A 16,828-nucleotide genomic window follows, 5' to 3' on the forward strand; every position below is an offset into this window, starting at 1 on the left:
TGCGCCGGAGGTTACTGGCGGTATCACCCATCAGTAAGGTGAACATCGGTCACCTTCTCCGAATCACCACATGTGCGCACGCCCTCTCACCACCGGGGCGCGCGCCGCCACGCAACCGGTCATCACCCCGGCCCCACGTGGGGTGTCTCAGCCATTGGACGTTTCTCATCTTTCGATGGAGCCGAAACGGGCAGTCGTACGTCCATTCCTTGACGCCGAAGTACGAGTGACGGAGGTGGCAGTGTCATGGCTGGTTTCCGGAGTCTTGCGAGACAGGTCCGCGATCCGCTGGGCGATCTGGCATTGCGGCGGTACTCGCTGCGCAAGTGCCTGGAGAGGTTCGCCCCTTACGGCCACCGGGCGACGTGGCACCATCTGTGCGCCCGGCACGGGATCGGACCCGAGGACCGGGCCCCCGATCCGGTGCGCCTGATGCGCGCGCTGGAGGAGCTGGAGGAGGCGCGGGCCATCTGGCTCGCGTACGAGACGGGGTTCGCGGAGCGCAGGCGGCGCGAGAAGCACGACGGGCGGCGCCGGCCGGCCGCGTTCGACGACTGGCACCGCCGCACCTGGGGCGGCAACGGTGTCGCCCGTTGCGCCGACCCCGGGGTCCATCCGTCCGCACCGCTCGCCGAGGTGCTGCGCCGGCTGATCGCGGCACTGGGGTCGGAGCCCGGGGCGGCCTGCCCGGTCTGCACGGCGACCGGTTTCGCCTGGCGGCAGGACGCCGGCCGGGAGCCGTGGTCGGGGCCGGTCTGCACCGGATGCGGCATCGTGGTGCCGCGGCCCGTGCTGACGGCCGGTGCGCTGGCGAGGGCCCGGCGGATGCGTCACCGGGACCTGGCGTCGGCGGCGTGAGGCGCACCCGGGCCGGGCGGTCCGGGAAGCGACGGTCCGGGAAGCGACGCGGCGCTCACCCGTCCCCGGCGCCGCTGGGGTGGTCGAGCGCCTCCAGGGCGGGCCACCGGTCGTCGCAGGGCAGTCCGAGCACTTCGACCCGGAGGAGGAGTGCCGGGTCGGCGCCCACTGCGCGCAGTCGGTCCGGGGCCTGCTCATGCACCCATGCCCGCAGCTCCGCGACGGGCTCGTCCCGTCCGTGATCGGCCCACCAGCCCAGCGGCCACTCGTCGACGATGAGGTCGTCGATGTACCGCTCCACACAGACGAGCAGATGGGCGTCGGCGGACCCGCCGTACCCCTCGGCCGCCCAGATCGCGAGAAAGGGAGTGAGGGTGCTGAGCGAGGTGACACAGGACTGGAGCACGTCGTGGCAGGTGGTTCCCCCGCCGGACTCCTCCGGCGGGGTCCGCAGCACCTGGGTGAACCACGCCTCGAAGAAGCCGTGGACGGCCTCCCGCTGCTCGGCCGGCCAGCGGCCCCAGCGGGTACGGCCCAGGGCGTTCAGCCCGCCGTAGGCGCCGTCCACCCCACCCGCCACGAGGAGTTCCACCAGGTCGGGCAGCAGACGGCGCATCGACGCGTCCAGATCGTCGAAATGGTCGGCCACCTCGGCCGCGTACCTGCTCAGGACGTCGGGCGGTACCGGTACGTCAGGGGTGCGCAACAGCGCGGTCTCCCCAGGCAGATGGCACCGACCGCAACCGGTCTCCGTCGGACTCGTCATTCCGGCGAAGACCGTGCGTACCCGGGCGACGGCCAGGTCGAGGGGGCGCGAGGTCACTGGGACCCTCCGGAGGGGACTCCGGTACGCGGCATGCGCCGGCCGAAGAGCGCGACACTACCGGACGCGCACCCCTTCGCGCTCCCCCGCGCCCCCAGGCTCCGACTGCCCCTAACAGTCCGGCGGTTGCGGGCAGTTCTGATCCTGGCCGCCCTCCGACGCCGTGCCGCCGCCCCGCTGCGTGCTCCCGCCGGGCTCCGCGTCACCACCGGGCTCCGCCTCACCAGCGGGCTCGTCCCCGCCGCCGGGCTTCTCCCCGCCGTCGGACGGCTTGCGCTCGGGCATCAGACGCGAACCGGTGATCCGGTCACCGGAGATGTCGTTGGGATTGGAGAGCACACAGGTCTCCAAGGACAGACATCCGCAGCCGATGCAGTCGGTCAGATGGTCGCGCAGCCGGGCCAACTGGGCGATGCGCTCGTCCAGTTCGCCGTGCCACGCCCGGGAGAGCCTGGCCCAGTCGTCCCGGTTCGGGGTTCGCCCCTCGGGCAGTTCGGCCAGTGCGTCCCTGATGGTGGCGAGCGGGATGCCGACGCGTTGCGAGGCGCGCACGAACGCCACCCGGCGCAGGGCGTCCCTGGTGTAGCGGCGCTGATTGCCACTGGTACGGCGGCTGCTGATCAGGCCCTTGGACTCGTAGAAGTGCAGGGCGGAAACCGCGGCCCCGCTGCGCGCGGAGAGCTGGCCGACCGTGAGTTCATGGAGTGTCTGTGGGATCTGTGGCACTCCTCAAACCCTACTGGTCCCACCTCGAACCTCGCCTCCCTCTTCGAAAACCCTGCCGATCAACCGCGAGTCGCCGACGGCGCCCCGCACTCCGGACGCGCCGTCGTTGACAGGACCGCACCACCCGAAGGATGCTGAGCAAGCGCTTAGACATCGAGCCGCGAGGCGCCGCATGAAGGCACAGAGCCGGAAGGCAGGGACCGGAACCATGGCAGAGCCGAAGATCTTCACATCCGCACAGGAGCTGCGCGACGGGGTGGGCGAGCAGCTGGGTCACAGCGACTGGCTGGAGATCGACCAGAAGCGGATCGACCGGTTCGCCGAGGCGACCGGTGACCACCAGTGGATCCATGTGGACCCCGAGCGGGCCGCGGGCGGGCCGTTCGGCACGACGATCGCGCACGGCTATCTGACACTGTCCCTGCTGCCCGCCCTCGTACCGCAGGTCATGCGGGTCGAGGGCATGAAGATGGGCATCAACTACGGATCCAACAAGGTCCGCTTCCCCTCGACCGTCCCGGTGGGCTCACGACTGCGCGCCACGGCCGTGCTCAAGAGCGTCGAGGAGGCGGGCGGGGGCGTCCAGGTCACCGCGCTGGTCACCGTCGAGCGCGAGGGCGGCGACAAGCCGGCCTGCGTCGCCGAGTCGGTGTCGCGCTACTACTTCTGAGCCACCGCGCACACCCGCCGGGGTCGCGGAACCACTACTTCTGGGCACCGACCATGCGCAGCACGAGGTCGGCGTAGAGCTCGCCGACCTCGTCGGGCGTCCGGCTCCCCTGCGCGTTGAACCAGCGCGCCACGTCGATGCAGAGCGACAGCACCGCGAGCGTGGTGCCGGGGACATCGGGAACGTCGAACTCCCCCGCCCGTACGCCCTCGCTGATGATCCGGCGCACCACGGCGTCGCTCTTGCGGCGCAGCTCGACGATCTCGGTGCGGTGCTCGTCACCGAGGGCGTCCAGCTCGTACTGCACGACGCGTGCGGTGGTGTGCCGTTCGGCGTGCCAGCGGACGAAGGAGCGGACCGCTCCGGCGAGCCGCTCGGCCGCGGTGCCGTCCCGGTCGGCCTCCGCCTCCAGGACGTACAGGGCCCGGTCATGGCCGATCTTGCTGATCCGGTGGAGCAGCTCCTCCTTGGTCTTGTAGTGGATGTAGAGCGCGGCCGGGCTCATCCCGGCACGGCCGGCGATGTCGCGGGTGGTGGTCGCGTGGTACCCGCGCTCGGCGAACGCGTCGACGGCGGCGACGAGGAGCCGCCTGGCCGCCTCGGGCGTCACCTCACCCCACGGGGTGTCGTCACCGTCCATCTCCTGCGCCGTACTCATCGCCACGTACCCCTCTCCGTCAGCGGACGAACACCATACCCCGAACCTGAGCAAGCGCTTAGAGTCCGGGGCTCCGGATGCCGAGGCCGAGGTCAGAGCTTCTGGAAGGGGTCGTGCTCGGCGAGGATCTTCTCCAGTCGCGCCTGGTCGACGCGGCTGATGAGCTGCCCCGCCTCCTGGCGGTCCCTGATGACCTTGGCCAGTGTGAAGCACGACGTGACGAGGTAGAGCACGCAGATGGCGAGGAAACCGCGCACCCACGCGTCGGCGTCGAGGAAGTAGATGCCGAGGGCCACCGCACCCATCGCCACCCCGAAGGATGCGACGGCCTGGCCGTAGAAGGCCGCGGTGCTGTGCTGCTTGACCGATGTCGTCTCACTCATGCCGCACAGCATCCGCCGGCATGGCGTTCGCCACATCCGCATCCGTACTCAGCCCGGTACTCAGACGCCCGTTCGAGTGATGGCCGTCCGGAATCGGTCAGAAGGCGGAGACCCCGGTCAGCGCCCGGCCGATGATCAGCTTCTGGATCTGGCTGGTGCCCTCGTAGAGCGTCATCACACGGGCGTCGCGCAGCAGCTTGCCGACCGGGTACTCGTCGATGTAGCCGTAGCCGCCGAAGACCTGGAGGGCGTTGTTGGCGGCGCGTACGGCCGCCTCGGAGGCGAAGAGCTTCGCCGTGGAGGCGGCCGTGGCGAATTCCTCGCCCCGGTCGATGAGGTCGGCGACCCGCCAGGTCAGCAGCCGGGCGGCGTCGACGTCCACGGAGATGTCGCTGATCAGCTCCTGGACCAGCTGATAGCTCGCGATGGACTTGCCGAACTGCTCGCGCTCGCCCGCGTACCGCAGGGCGGCGTCGAGTGCCGCCCGGGCGATGCCGACGCAGCCCGCCGCGACCGACATCCGCCCCTTGGCCAGGGCGGACATGGCGAGGGAGAAGCCCTTGCCCTCCGGCCCCATGAGCGCGGCGGCGGGCACCCGGACGCCCTCCAGCACCAGCTCGGCCGTGGCCTGGCCACGCAGACCGAGCTTGCCGTGGATGGTGCGGCGGGTGAGGCCGGGGCTGTCCGCGGGGACCAGGAAGGCGGAGATCCCCTTGTGGCCAGGGGTGTCGTTGGTGCGGGCGAAGAGCAGCACCACATCGGCCCAGGTTCCGTTGGTGATGAACATCTTGGTGCCGTTGATGACGTAGTCGCCGCCGTCGCGGACGGCCCTCGTCGTGAGGTTCCCGGCGTCGGAGCCGGTCCCCGGCTCGGTGAGGGCGAAGCAGCCGATCGCCTCGCCCGCGGTGAGAGGCGGGAGCCACCGGCGCTTCTGCTCCTCGGACCCCCAGGACGCGATGGTCTTGGCGACCAGGCCGAGCGAGACGGACACGATGCCGCGGACCGCGGAGTCCCCACGCCCCAGCTCCTCGGTGACCAGGCAGTACGAGAGATGGTCACCGCCCGAGCCGCCGTACTCCTCGGGAACGGTGAGCCCGAGGAAGCCGAGCGCACCCAGCTTCCCCACGATCGACTTGTCGACGCTCTCGGCGCGGTCCCACTCGACGGCATGAGGAGTGACCTCACGGGCGACGAAGTCCTCGGCCAGCCGCCGGACGGCTTCCTGCTCCTCGCTGAGCTCCAGGTTCATCGGACGGCACCCCACTTTTAATTAGCACTGCTAGTTTCTTGCTCGCAGGCCCTACTATGAGCCGCATGGCCCGACCGCGCAAGCCCCTCCTCAGCAGAGACCGCATCGTCGGGACGGCGAGCGCACTCGTGGACTCCGAGGGGCTGGACGCCGTCTCCACCCGCCGTCTGGCGGCCGAGCTGGGGGTCAGCGGACCCTCGCTCTACAACCACTTCCGCAACAAGGACGAGATCCTGGACGCGGTCGCCGACGCCGTCTCCGCCCAGGTCGACCTGTCGATGTTCGACGCGTCCGACCCCCGGGACTGGCGCGAGGCCCTGCACGACTGGGCCGTCTCCTACCGCGCGGCGCTCACCGAGCACCCGCACATCGTCCCGGTCCTCGCGCAGGGCCCCGGCCGTCGGCCGGCCGGTCTGCGGGTCGCCGACGCGGTGTTCGGCGGGATGGTCGGGGCGGGCTGGCCGCCCGCCCAGGCCACGTACATCGGGGCACTGATGCGCTACTTCATCACCGGTTCGGCACTGGGCTCCTTCGCCCGCGGTTTCGTCGACGACGAGACCGCGTACGACCCGGCGGACTACCCGCACCTCGGCCAGGCCCACCTGCTGGCGGACCGCCGCCAGCAGGTGGACGAGGGCGCCTTCGGGACCGGGCTGCGGGCCCTGCTGGACGGGCTCGCGCTCCAGTACGAGCAGGTGGTCCGCGCCGGGGCGGCGACGGTTCGGCCCACACCGAACCGTTCCTGACGCATCCTGGACCGTATGGCACGCCCGACACCGCACGATCCGGCCGCTCCGCGCCTCGCCGCGCTGGCCACGCTGCTCGCCGACGAGACCCGCGCCTCCTTCTGCCTCGCCCTGCTCGACGGGCGCGCCTGGACGGCCGGTGAGCTGGCCCGGTACGCCCGGGTCGCCCCTTCGACCGCCAGCGAGCACCTGGGCAAGCTGGTGGCGGGCGGGCTGCTGGCCGAGGAACGGCAGGGCCGTCACCGCTATGTACGGCTGGCCGACGAACGCGTCGCGCACCTCGTCGAGGAGCTGGCCGCCCAGGTGATGCCCGACGCGCCGGAACAGCCGCGCACCCTGCGCGCGGCGAGCATGAGCAGTGCCCTGGCCCGGGGGCGCACCTGCTACGACCATCTCGCGGGCCGGCTCGGCATCAGGATCACCGAGGCGATGGCCGAACGCGGGCTGCTGCGTCAGGACACCGGCTTCGCCCTCACCGACGAGGGCCTGGGCTGGTTCGACGCGCTGGGCATCAGCCTCCGTTCGACGTCCCGGCGGCCGCTCGTACGCAGCTGTCTGGACTGGACGGAACGCCGCCCGCACCTGGCGGGCGTCGCGGGCGCCGCGCTGTGCCGGCACGCGCTGGACAACGGGTGGTGCGTACGGATCGGGTCGGGGCGCGCGGTACGGGCGACGCCGGACGGACAGCGGGCGCTGTCGGGGCTGCTCGGCATCGAGGCGTCGGCGCTCGACTGACGACCGGCGCGGGACCGGCGGCCGCGTGACCGGCCGGCCCACGACGGGCCGCCGCGTGACGAGCCGAGCGACCGGCCGGCCGACGATTGACCGAGGACGACAATTCGGTGGGGGCCGCAACGTCACGGCCGTAGCGTCGTGGTCATGACGACGACGACACCGGGATCACCCGCGCGATCCGCATCGGCGCGCGACTGGCGGGCCCCCGCCGCCGCCTGCACCACGGTGGTGCTGTGGGCCTCCGCCTTTGTCTCCATCCGCAGCGCGGGCGAGGCGTATTCGCCCGGTGCGCTGGCCCTCGGCCGGCTGCTGGCGGGCACGCTCGTGCTCGGTGCGATCTGTCTCGTACGCCGCGAGGGGCTGCCCGCCAGGGCCGCCTGGCCCGGCATCGTCACCTCCGGGCTGCTCTGGTTCGGGCTCTACATGGTGGTGCTCAACTGGGGTGAGCAGGAGGTGGACGCCGGGACGGCCGCGATGGTGGTGAACATCGGGCCGATCCTGATCGCCCTGCTCGGCGCCCGGCTGCTCGGTGAAGGGCTGCCGCGCAGACTGCTGGCGGGGATGGCGGTCTCGTTCGCGGGAGCGGCGGTGGTCGGGCTCTCCCTGTCAGGTCACGGCGGATCCTCGGTGCTGGGGGTCCTGCTCTGCCTGCTGGCCGCCGTGGCGTACGCGGCCGGGGTGGTGAGCCAGAAGCCCGCTCTGCGGCACGGTTCCGCCCTTCAGGTCACCACCTTCGGCTGCCTGATCGGTACGGTCGCGTGTCTGCCGTTCTCCGGGGCGCTGGTCTCCGAGGCCGCCGACGCGCCGCTGTCCGCCACGCTGAACATGGTCTACCTGGGCGTCTTCCCGACCGCTCTCGCCTTCACCACCTGGGCCTACGCCCTGGCCCGCACCACCGCGGGCAGGATGGGCGCCACCACGTACGCGGTGCCCGCACTGGTGGTGGTGATGGCCTGGCTGCTGCTGGACGAGGTTCCCGCGCTGCTCAGCATCGGCGGCGGGCTGCTCTGCCTGGCCGGGGTGGCGGTCTCCCGGACCCGTCAGCACACTGGCCTGACGCGGAAGAATCCAGCGCTGCCCGTGGAGGGATCCCGTCATGGCGAAGAACGGCAATCAGCGGGGCGACCGTAGCGGGACGCGGCGCGGGACCGACCCGAAGCGCGATTCCGCTCCGGAGTCCGAGAAGCGGGCGGCACGGTACGGGGGCCCGTATCTCGGCGGATTCGGTGTGGTCGACAGCGGGGACGACGACCCGGTCCTGGTGACGCCGAAGGGCCACGCCCGGGACGCCTGGCGCGAGGACTACCCGTACGAGCGCAAGCTACGCCGGCGTGACTACGACAAGGCCAAGCGCGCCCTTCAGATCGAGCTGCTGAAGCTCCAGCACTGGGTGAAGGAGCGCGACGAACGGCTGGTGATCCTCTTCGAGGGGCGTGACGCGGCGGGCAAGGGCGGCACGATCAAGCGGTTCACCGAGCATCTCAATCCGCGTGGTGCGCGGGTGGTGGCGCTGGAGAAGCCGACCGAGCGCGAGCGCACCCAGTGGTACTTCCAGCGGTACGTGGCCCATCTGCCGAGCGCCGGGGAGATCGTGCTGTTCGACCGCTCCTGGTACAACCGGGCCGGGGTGGAACGGGTGATGGGGTTCTGCACGACCCGCGAGTACCTCGAATTCATGCACCAGGCGCCGGACTTCGAGCGGATGCTCGCCCGCGACGGCATCCGTCTGGTGAAGTTCTGGTTCTCCGTCTCGCGCAATGAGCAGCGCAACCGGTTCATGATCCGGCAGATCGATCCGGTACGACGGTGGAAGCTGAGCCCGGTCGACCTCGCCTCGCTCGACAAGTGGGACGCGTACACCGAGGCCAAGGAGCTGATGCTGTTCCACACGGACACGGCCGACTCGCCCTGGACCGTGGTGAAGAGCAACGACAAGAAGCGGGCCCGGCTGGAGGCGATGCGCCATGTCCTGCACCGCTTCGACTATCCGGGCAAGGACCTGGAACTGGTCGGGGAGCCGGACCCGCTGATCGTGGGCCCGGCCTCCCGGCTGTTCGAGCAGGGCGAGATGGACGCCCGGCTGCTGACCCCGGACAACTGAGCCCGCCGCCCCCGGGGGTCCCGGCGGGCTCCGGTGTCACGGGGCGGTGTGCCTAGAACACCACCAGCGCACGGCCGCCCCTGCCCGCGATCATGTTGTCGAAGGCCGCCGGGATACCGTCCAGCCCGATCCGTTCGGTGACCATCATCGAGACGTCGAAGCGGCCCGCGAGGATGTGTTCGGCGAGTACCGGCAGATCCCGCTCCGGGTCGCTGTTGCCGTAGACGCAGCCCGTCAGTGACCGGCCCCAGTGGAAGATCTCCAGGGCGTTGAAGGTGACTTCCTGATCCTTTCCGCCGATGCCGACCACCGTGGTACGCCCACCGCGCCGGGTGGACTCCCAGGCTCCGCGGATCGTGGCGGGCCGTCCGACGCACTCCACGGCGACGTCCGCGCCCTGGCCTCCGGTGAGTTTGCGGATCTCGCGCGGGGTGGTGGCGGAGGCGAGGACGAAGTCGGTGGCCCCGGCCCGCCGGGCCAGCTCCTCCTTCTCGGGGGAGACGTCGACCGCGATGATCCGCGGGGCACCCGCGATCCGGGCGGACTGGAGGACGGCGAGGCCGACCCCGCCGATCCCGAACACGACGACGCTCTCGCCCGCGCGGACCCGGGCGGAGTGGTGGATCGCGCCGTAGCCGGTGAGGACGGCGCAGCCGAGCAGGGCGGCGTCGGTGAGCGGGATGCCGGCCGGGGCGGGGAGCACGCATTTCCCGGCGACGACGGTCTCCTGGGCGAAGGCCGCGACGTTCAGACCGGGGTGGAGTTCGGTGCCGTCGGCGGTACGGGCATGGATGTTGCCTGCGCCCTTGAGGGCGTCGGCGCAGAGCCAGACCTCGCCGATCCCGCAGTGGAAGCAGGTCCCGCAGGACGGTGCCCAGTTGAGGACGACACCGTCGCCGGGGGCGACATGGGTGACGCCCTCGCCGACGGAGATGACGGTTCCGGCGCCCTCGTGGCCGAGGACGGCGGGCACCGGGACCCGCATGGTGCCGTTCGACAGGGACAGGTCGGAGTGGCAGACCCCTGCGGCGGCGAGGGCGACGCGCACCTGGCCGGGGCCGGGTTGCGGGAGTGCGATGTCGGTGATCTCCAGGGGAGCTCCGACGGCGGGCAGTACGGCGGCGCGGACCACGTGCAGGCTCCTTGGTTGGGGCTGGTTCGAAGGCGTTCGGATGCGTTCGGATACGTAGCGCGGCTGGGACGGCGAGGCGCGCTCCGCCCCGGAGCGGCTGGGACGGGGAGGCCCGCTCGGAACCGGAGCGGCTCGGACGGCGAAAGTCCGCTCAGAACTGGAGCGACTTGGTCTGGAGGTACTCCGCCAGACCGTGCGGGCCCAGTTCGCGCCCGACGCCCGACTGCTTGTAGCCGCCGAAGGGGGCCAGCGGGTTGAAGCGTCCGCCGTTGATGTCGACCTGGCCGGTGTCCATCCGGCGGGCGAACGCCACGGCTTCGGCGTCATCGGCGGCCCAGACGGCTCCGGCCAGGCCGTACACGGTGTCGTTGGCGATCCGGAGGGCGTCGTCCACGTCCTCGTAACGGAGGATCGCCAGGACCGGGCCGAAGATCTCCTCGCGGGCGATGGCCATGTCCGGGGTGACGTCGGCGAACACCGTGGGGCTGATGTAGTAGCCCTCCTCCTTCGGGGCCTCGGGGCCGCCGGCGACGAGCCTGGCGCCCTCCGCGATGCCCTGTTCGATGTAGCCGCGCACCCGGTCGCGCTGCTTGGCGTTGACCACGGGGCCGACCCGCTCCCCCGGTACGTACTTGGCGACGGCCGCCGCGGCGAGGGCCACCGCCTCCTCGTACCGCTCGGCGTCGACCAGCATCCGGGTCCAGGCGCTGCACGTCTGGCCGGAGTTGGACATCACGTTGGCGACGCCGACGTTGACGGCCTTGGCCAGATCGGCGCCGGGCAGGATCACGTTGGCGGACTTGCCGCCCAGTTCCAGGGCGACGCGCTTGACGGCGGCACCCGCGGTCGCCCCGATCCGCCTGCCCACGGCGGTCGATCCGGTGAACGAGACCAGGTCGACGCCCTCGTGCTCGGCGAGGGCCTGTCCGGCGACCGGGCCTAGACCGGTGACGAGGTTGAAGACCCCGGCGGGCAGCCCCGCCGCCTCGGTGGCCTCGGCGAACAGCTGAGCGGTGAGCGGGGTGTCCTCGGCGGGCTTGAGGACGATCGTGCAGCCCGCGGCGAGCGCGGGTGCCACCTTGGCGACGATCTGGTGGAGCGGGTAGTTCCAGGGGGTGATGGCGCCGACCACACCGACGGGCTCCAGCAGGACGGTGGAGCTGCCGAGCTTCTCCTCGAAGGCGTACGTGGCGGCGAGTTCGGCGTACGAACCGGCGACGACCACCGGCAGGGCCGCGTGCACCTTCCGCGAGAGCGGAAGGGGCGCGCCCAGTTCCGCGGTGACGGTCTCGGCGATGTCGTCCTTGCGGGCGTCCAAGGCGTCGCGCAGGGCGGCGATCCGGGCCGCGCGCTCGCTGGACGGCGTCGCCGCCCAGCCCGGGAACGCGGCGCGGGCGGCACGTACCGCGGCGTCGATGTCGGCCGCCGTGCCGGCCGGGACCCGGGCGATGACCTGCTCGTCCGCGGGGTTCACGACCGCGATCGTGTCCGGGCCCTCGGCCGTCCGCCACGTACCGCCGATGTACATCCCGTCATGGGCCTTCATGGCATGTCCTCCAGGGCATGGGTGCTGCCGTTGTCGTCCGGACCCCAAACTAGCGCCGTTAGTTTTTGGGCGCCAGGGGCGCAGGCGCTCACGGATGAACTCCCCTGTCCCGCCGGGGCGTCCCTGGTGGAGCGGGCCCGGACGCGGTCCCGAGGGCCGCTCACCGGGCGGTGCGGGGCCCTTCGCCGCGGGCGCCGAGACCCGCGGCGCCCAGGAGCAGCGCGCCGAGCATCACGAACGGGGCCGCGGTGCCCGCGAAACCGGCGATCAGTCCGGCGGAGGCCGGGGCCGCGACCTGGCCGAGGCGGTTGCCGGTCAGCCGCAGGGCGAGGGCGGTGGAGCGGGACCCGGCGGGCGCGGCCCGCACGACGGTGGTCATGGACAGGGGCTGGCCGACGCCCAGGCAGAACCCGAGCACGGCGAGCAGCACGGCCAGCGCCCATACGGGCAGGGGCAGCGCGATACCCGCGCAGAGCAGGGCGGCGAGCAGGCAGGTGCTGGTGAGCAGGGCGGTCCGGCCGAGGACGCGGAGCATCGGTGTCATCGCCAGCCGGCAGGCGATGGTGGCGGCGGCCCGCAGGCTCAGCAGCAGTCCGACGGTGGCGGGGGCGATACCGCGGTGTTCGCCGACGACGGGCAGGTACGCGGTGAGGATGTCGGTGGCGGAGAGCACGGCCAGGCTGATGAAGATGCCCGCCGGAACCCCGCGGGTGCGCAGGATGGAGCCGACGGGGACCTTCCGCGCCGACGGTCCGGCGGGCCGGGCGGGGGCCCGGTGTTCGATGCGCCGGAGGGAGGCGAAGGAGACGGCGGCGACGGCCGCCGCGACGAGGAGGGCCAGCGCGCTCGTACGGTCCATGGCGCCGTCCCGCCCGGAGACGACACAGCCGGCGGCGATCGGGCCGATGAGCTGGCCGAGCGAGGCGCCGATGGTGAAGTGGCCGAAGTCGCGGTCCTGTTCGTCGGGCGCGGACTGCCGGGCGACGATCGACTGGGCGCCGATCACGAAGCAGAGGTGGCCCAGGCCCATCACTCCGCTCCAGGCCGCCATCTCGGGGAGGGAACCGGCGAGGCCGCTCAGGGCGCAGCCGCCGACGATCAGGGCGACGCCGAGCGGCAGCAGGGGTGCGCAGCGGCCGTGGTCGGTCCTGCGCCCCAGTGGCACGGCGGCGAACAGCGGGAGGAGTGCGTACACCCCGGCGATGACGCCGATGGCCCGCTCGTCCGCGCCCAGGGACAGGGCCCGGTAGGAGACGGCGGGCCGCGCCATCGACACCGCTCCTTGCGCGAACGCGAAGGCGATGACGAGGCGCAGCAGCCAGCCCCTGCCGGGGCCGTTGGTGGCAGCCATGGATCAGATGGTGCCGAAGAGGATTCCGGCGCAGAGCACCACGAGGGAGGTGAGCACGGCCCACTTGACGGTGAACCGGGTGTGGTCGCCGAACTCGACCTTCGCCATGCCGACGAGGACGTAGACGGCGGGGACGAGCGGGGACGACATGTGGAGGGCCTGCCCGGCCAGGGAGGCGCGGGCGATCTCCAGGGGAGAGACGCCGTGGGCGGCTCCGGCCTCGGCGAGGACGGGGACGACACCGAAGTAGAAGCCGTCGTTGGACATGAAGTACGTGAGCGGCAGGCTGAGCAGACCGGTGACGATGGCCATGTGCGGGCCCATCCCGTCGGGGATGGCGCCGACGAGCCAGTCGGCCATGTGCTCGACCATTCCGGTGCCGGTGAGGACACCGGTGAAGACGGCGGCGGCGAAGACCATGCCGGAGACATTGAGGACGTTGTCCGCGTGGGCCGCGATACGGGCCCGCTGGTCGGGCATGTGCGGGAAGTTGACGGTGAGGGCGAGGGCCGCGCCGAGCAGGAAGAGGACCGGGATCGGCATCAGTTCCATGATCATCGCGGCCAGCAGGGCCACGGTGAGACCGGCGTTGAACCAGTAGAGCCTGGGGCGCAGGGTGGACCGGTTCGGGTCGAGGCCCTTGAACTCCTCGTCGTCCCCGTCGTCGTCCGCGTCGTTCCCGGTGGCGGGTGCGGCGTCGGCATCCGTGCCCGTGCCTGCGCCCGTCCCCGTACCGGCTCCGCCGGGGACCTCGCGGGTACGGTCACCGTCACCCGCACCGACGAGCACCGTCCCGGTCGCCGGGTCCCGGACGAGGGCCTCGTCCAGGGTGAGGATGCCGAGCCGCTTGCGCTCACGCAGGCCGAGGACGTACGCGAGGATGAGGACGGCGAGCAGTCCGACGGCGAGCGCCGGGATCATGGGGACGAAGATGTCGGCCGCGTCCACCTTGAGCGCGGTGGCGGCGCGGGCGGTGGGACCGCCCCAGGGCAGGGTGTTCATGACCCCGTTCGCCGTGGCGGCGACACCGGTCATCACGACCAGGCTCATCTTCAGGCGCTTGTAGAGCGGATACATCGCCGAGACGGTGATCATGAAGGTGGTGGAGCCGTCGCCGTCCAGCGAGACGATCGCGGCGAGGACCGCCGTACCGACGACGATCCGCAGCGGGTCGGCCCTGCAGAAGCGCAGGATGCCCCGGACGATCGGGTCGAAGAGGCCGACGTCGATCATCACGCCGAAGTACACGATGGCGAACATGAGCATGGCGGCGGTCGGTGCCAGGTTGCCGACGCCCTCGATGACGTAGTCGCCGAGCTCGGCCCCCTGGCCGACGGCGACGCAGAAGAGTGCGGGGATCAGGACCAGCGCCGCGATCGGCGACATCTTCTTCGTCATGATCAGCACCAAGAAGGTGGCAATCATGGCAAAGCCGAGGATTGTCAGCATGTGGGACACCTAACCGTTCACCTTTGAACTCCCACCGGAGTCGGCGGTCCGGATGACGTTAGGTGCCCCGTCGCGGCGTTAACAAGATGTTGACGCGCGAGCAATACGAGCAAAACCCCAGGTCAATGGGCAGGTGCTACGGACACGGGGAAGGCGTTGAGCACTGCGGTGCCGGAGAGCGGGTCGAGCAGCGAGCCGTCGAGCAGCTGATTGACGTTGACGCCGGGGTCCGCCGCCGCGACGGACATCCGGGCGCCGGGGCGGCTGTGCCCCCAGCCGTGCGGCAGGCTCACCACTCCGGTCCCCACCGTCTCCGTGATCTCCGCCGGGGCCTCGACCTCACCTCCGTCGGCCTTGATACGGGCCATGGCGCCGTCCTCCAGCCCGAGGCGGGCCGCGTCGTCGGGGTGGATCTGGAGGGTGCAGACGTTGGTGCCGCCGCGCAGGGCGGCCACGTTGTGCATCCAGCTGTTGTTGGAGCGCAGATGGCGGCGGCCCACGAGGAGGAGCGGCGCGGGCCGCCCGTCCTTGCCCCGCCGCTGGGCCAGGGCGCCGCGCAGCCTGGGCAGGTCGGCGGCGATCGGTGCCGGGAGGAGCTCGACGCGGCCGCTGCGGGTGCGCAGGATCTCCGGGAGGCGCGACCGGAGCGGACCGAGGTCGATGCCGTGCGGGTGGGCGAGGAGTGTGTCCAGCGTGAGGTCGTACGGGCCGAGGCGCAGCATCAGGTCGAGCCGGCGTTCGGGGCCGGTGAGACCGGACAGTTCGGCGGCGAGTTCCTTCGGGGCGCCCGCCTTGGTGAGCGCGGTGCCGATGGCCAGGTCGTCGACGGCCTCCGGGGGCGTTCCGTGCGTCCCGCCCACGGCCAGGACGAGGCGGGCGAGGATCTCGCTCTCGTCCATCAGTCCGTCCTCCAGCGGTATCGCGGGGCGGGTGTAGCGGACCTGGTTGTGGACGGCGAAGGAGTTGAACGCGAAGTCGAAGTGGCCGCTCTGCGACGGCGGCGGCGGGGGCAGCACCACATCGGCGTGGCGCGAGGTCTCGTTGAGGTACGGGTCGACGCTGACCATGAAGTCGAGCCCGTCGGCGAGGGCCCGGTCGAGGCGGTCGCCGTCCGGTGCCGAGAGCACGGGGTTGGCGGCGAGCACGATCAGCGCCCGGATGCGGTCGTCGCCCGGCGTCTGGATCTCTTCGGCGAGTGCGGCGATGGGCAGTTCGCCCTTGGCCTCGGGGTGCGCGGAGACCCGGCTGGTCCAGCGGCCGAGGGTGAAGCCCTTGCCGGGTGCGGCGGGGCGGGGGGCGCGGCCGGTGGCGGAGAGCGGGAAGAGGGCGCCGCCGGGGCGGTCGAGGTTGCCGGTGAGGATGTTGAGGACGTCGACCAGCCAGCTCGCGAGGGTGCCGTGCTCCACGGTGCAGCTGCCGATGCGCCCGTAGACGGCGGCGGTGGGGGCGGCGGCGAGCTCGCGGGCGATCGTCCGGATGGTGGCGGCGTCGATGCCGCAGCTCCCGGCGACCGCTTCGGGGGTGAAGTCCCCCATCGCGCGGGCGAGTTCGTCGAGTCCGTCCAGGTGCTCGGCCAGGGCGCCCGGCGCGGTGAGCTTCTCCTCGAACAGGACCTGGGCGAGTGCGGCCAGCAGCAGGGCGTCGGTGCCGGGCCGGATCACCGCGTGCCGGTCGGCGAGGCGGGCGGTGCGGGTGCGGCGCGGGTCGATGACGGTGAGCGTGCCGCCGCGGCGGCGCAGCGCCTTGAGTCTGCCCGGGAAGTCGGGGGCGGTACAGAGGCTGCCGTTGGATTCGAGGGGGTTGGCGCCGAGCAGCAGCAGGTGGTCGGTGCGGTCCAGGTCGGGCACGGCGATGGCGTTCGGATCACCGAAGAGCAGCCCGCTGGAGACGTGCTTGGGCATCTGGTCGAGGGTGCTCGCGGTGAACAGATTGCGGGTACGGAGCGTGGCGAGCAGGAGCGGCGGATAGAGGGCGCCGGCCATCGTGTGCACGTTGGGGTTGCCGAGGACGACACCGGCGCTCTGCCGCCCGTGCGCCTCGATCAGCGCGGGGACCCGCGCGGCGATCAGGTCGAACGCCTCGCCCCAGGTCGCCTCCCGCAGCACACCGTCCCGGCGCACGAGCGGGGTGCGCAGGCGGTCCGGGTCGGCGTCGAGGCCGCCGAAGGACGCGCCCTTGGGGCAGATGAATCCCCGGCTGAACACATCGTCCCGGTCGCCGCGGGCTCCGGTGACCCTGGTCCCCTCGATGGTGAGCGTGAGACCGCAGGTGGCCTCGCAGAGGGGGCAGATACGCGGCGCGGTACGGGAGTTGCGGGGCTCAAGGGCGTCGTGGGAGTCATGGGCGTCGTGGGACATGGGCCCTCCCCGGGGCGGCGACAGAAGTGGCGCGCGAACATGGG

General features: G+C 71.8%; 15 protein-coding genes and 1 pseudogene. 6 read left to right on the top strand and 10 right to left on the bottom strand.

Features of this window, described 5'->3' with window-relative positions:
* Positions 1-246 precede the first annotated feature (246 nt).
* Complete coding sequence (locus tag OG251_RS07835; protein ID WP_326676470.1) at positions 247-858, top strand: hypothetical protein; 612 nt, start codon at positions 247-249, stop codon at positions 856-858.
* 55 nt (positions 859-913) lie between these two features.
* On the opposite strand, the gene OG251_RS07840 is transcribed toward OG251_RS07835, so the two are convergent.
* The gene (locus OG251_RS07840; RefSeq protein WP_326676471.1) at positions 914-1,681 is read right to left on the bottom strand and encodes a hypothetical protein; all 768 of its coding nucleotides are present in this window, start codon (positions 1,679-1,681) and stop codon (positions 914-916) included.
* Between the two features lie 255 nt (positions 1,682-1,936).
* A pseudogene (gene soxR / locus OG251_RS07845) lies at positions 1,937-2,407 on the bottom strand (redox-sensitive transcriptional activator SoxR); the annotation flags it as partial.
* Positions 2,408-2,615: 208 nt separating this feature from the next.
* On the opposite strand from soxR, the gene OG251_RS07850 reads away from it, so the two are divergent.
* On the top strand, positions 2,616-3,077 hold the full coding sequence (locus OG251_RS07850) for a MaoC family dehydratase (protein WP_073729078.1): 462 nt from the start codon (positions 2,616-2,618) through the stop codon (positions 3,075-3,077).
* Between the two features lie 34 nt (positions 3,078-3,111).
* Here the strand turns inward: OG251_RS07850 and OG251_RS07855 are convergent, their stop codons facing one another.
* The 3 genes from OG251_RS07855 to OG251_RS07865 form a co-directional block, all read right to left on the bottom strand.
* On the bottom strand, positions 3,112-3,735 hold the full coding sequence (locus tag OG251_RS07855) for a TetR/AcrR family transcriptional regulator (RefSeq protein ID WP_266808591.1): 624 nt from the start codon (positions 3,733-3,735) through the stop codon (positions 3,112-3,114).
* Positions 3,736-3,827: 92 nt separating this feature from the next.
* Complete coding sequence (locus OG251_RS07860) at positions 3,828-4,118, bottom strand: YiaA/YiaB family inner membrane protein (protein WP_326676472.1); 291 nt, start codon at positions 4,116-4,118, stop codon at positions 3,828-3,830.
* Positions 4,119-4,215: 97 nt separating this feature from the next.
* The gene (locus OG251_RS07865) at positions 4,216-5,367 is read right to left on the bottom strand and encodes an acyl-CoA dehydrogenase family protein (protein WP_326676473.1); all 1,152 of its coding nucleotides are present in this window, start codon (positions 5,365-5,367) and stop codon (positions 4,216-4,218) included.
* A 65-nt stretch (positions 5,368-5,432) separates the two neighbouring features.
* On the opposite strand from OG251_RS07865, the gene OG251_RS07870 reads away from it, so the two are divergent.
* From OG251_RS07870 to ppk2, 4 genes are all read left to right on the top strand, one after another.
* Positions 5,433-6,113, top strand: coding sequence for a TetR/AcrR family transcriptional regulator (locus OG251_RS07870; RefSeq protein WP_073729075.1), 681 nt, complete (start codon positions 5,433-5,435; stop codon positions 6,111-6,113).
* Between the two features lie 15 nt (positions 6,114-6,128).
* Positions 6,129-6,848, top strand: coding sequence for an ArsR/SmtB family transcription factor (locus OG251_RS07875; RefSeq protein ID WP_326676474.1), 720 nt, complete (start codon positions 6,129-6,131; stop codon positions 6,846-6,848).
* A gap of 144 nt (positions 6,849-6,992) precedes the next feature.
* Positions 6,993-7,979: a DMT family transporter gene (locus tag OG251_RS07880; RefSeq protein WP_326676475.1), complete on the top strand. Its 987-nt coding sequence runs from the start codon at positions 6,993-6,995 to the stop codon at positions 7,977-7,979.
* Positions 7,945-8,949 carry a polyphosphate kinase 2 gene (gene ppk2, locus OG251_RS07885; RefSeq protein WP_326676476.1) on the top strand — a complete coding sequence of 335 codons (1,005 nt, stop codon included), beginning with the start codon at positions 7,945-7,947 and terminating at the stop codon, positions 8,947-8,949. The genes OG251_RS07880 and ppk2 overlap by 35 nt, the downstream gene beginning before the upstream one ends.
* Positions 8,950-9,001: 52 nt before the next feature.
* Here ppk2 and OG251_RS07890 read toward each other — a convergent pair whose 3' ends face one another.
* The 5 genes from OG251_RS07890 to OG251_RS07910 form a co-directional block, all read right to left on the bottom strand.
* Positions 9,002-10,081, bottom strand: a complete 1,080-nt coding sequence (locus OG251_RS07890; protein ID WP_326676477.1) for a zinc-binding dehydrogenase — start codon at positions 10,079-10,081, stop codon at positions 9,002-9,004.
* Positions 10,082-10,232: 151 nt separating this feature from the next.
* Positions 10,233-11,627: an aldehyde dehydrogenase family protein gene (locus tag OG251_RS07895; protein WP_326676478.1), complete on the bottom strand. Its 1,395-nt coding sequence runs from the start codon at positions 11,625-11,627 to the stop codon at positions 10,233-10,235.
* Positions 11,628-11,787: 160 nt separating this feature from the next.
* Positions 11,788-12,978, bottom strand: coding sequence for an MFS transporter (locus tag OG251_RS07900; protein WP_326676479.1), 1,191 nt, complete (start codon positions 12,976-12,978; stop codon positions 11,788-11,790).
* Between the two features lie 3 nt (positions 12,979-12,981).
* Complete coding sequence (locus OG251_RS07905) at positions 12,982-14,427, bottom strand: CitMHS family transporter (RefSeq protein WP_326676480.1); 1,446 nt, start codon at positions 14,425-14,427, stop codon at positions 12,982-12,984.
* A 122-nt stretch (positions 14,428-14,549) separates the two neighbouring features.
* Positions 14,550-16,784 carry a molybdopterin-dependent oxidoreductase gene (locus tag OG251_RS07910; RefSeq protein ID WP_326676481.1) on the bottom strand — a complete coding sequence of 745 codons (2,235 nt, stop codon included), beginning with the start codon at positions 16,782-16,784 and terminating at the stop codon, positions 14,550-14,552.
* Positions 16,785-16,828 lie beyond the last annotated feature (44 nt).

Source organism: Streptomyces sp. NBC_01237, assembly GCF_035917275.1.
Classification (GTDB): Bacteria; Actinomycetota; Actinomycetes; order Streptomycetales; family Streptomycetaceae; genus Streptomyces.